Source organism: Paenilisteria rustica (assembly GCF_013820765.1).
Taxonomy (GTDB): Bacteria; Bacillota; Bacilli; order Lactobacillales; family Listeriaceae; genus Listeria_A; species Listeria_A rustica.
In genome coordinates, this window is the sequence record NZ_JABJVM010000061.1 from 1 (window position 1) to 255 (window position 255).

General features: G+C 49.0%; 2 tRNA genes. Both read left to right on the plus strand.

Going from position 1 to position 255, the window contains the following annotated elements:
* Positions 1-34 precede the first annotated feature (34 nt).
* Positions 35-110 (plus strand) — tRNA-Thr (locus HPK16_RS16685).
* A gap of 29 nt (positions 111-139) precedes the next feature.
* Positions 140-212, plus strand: a tRNA-Lys gene (locus tag HPK16_RS16690).
* Positions 213-255: the final 43 nt, after the last annotated feature.

Genomic DNA, 255 nt, shown 5'->3' on the forward strand with positions numbered 1-255 from the left:
AGCGGTTCGATCCCGTTAGCCCCCATTTAATCAGGCCGGCTTAGCTCAGTTGGTAGAGCAACTGATTTGTAATCAGTAGGTCGCGAGTTCGACTCTTGCAGCCGGCACCATATTTCTCATAGTATGTATTTTGTATTGTGAGCCGTTAGCTCAGTTGGTAGAGCATCTGACTTTTAATCAGAGGGTCGATGGTTCGAGCCCATCACGGCTCATTTTTTGCGGGTGTGGCGGAATTGGCAGACGCACCAGATTTAG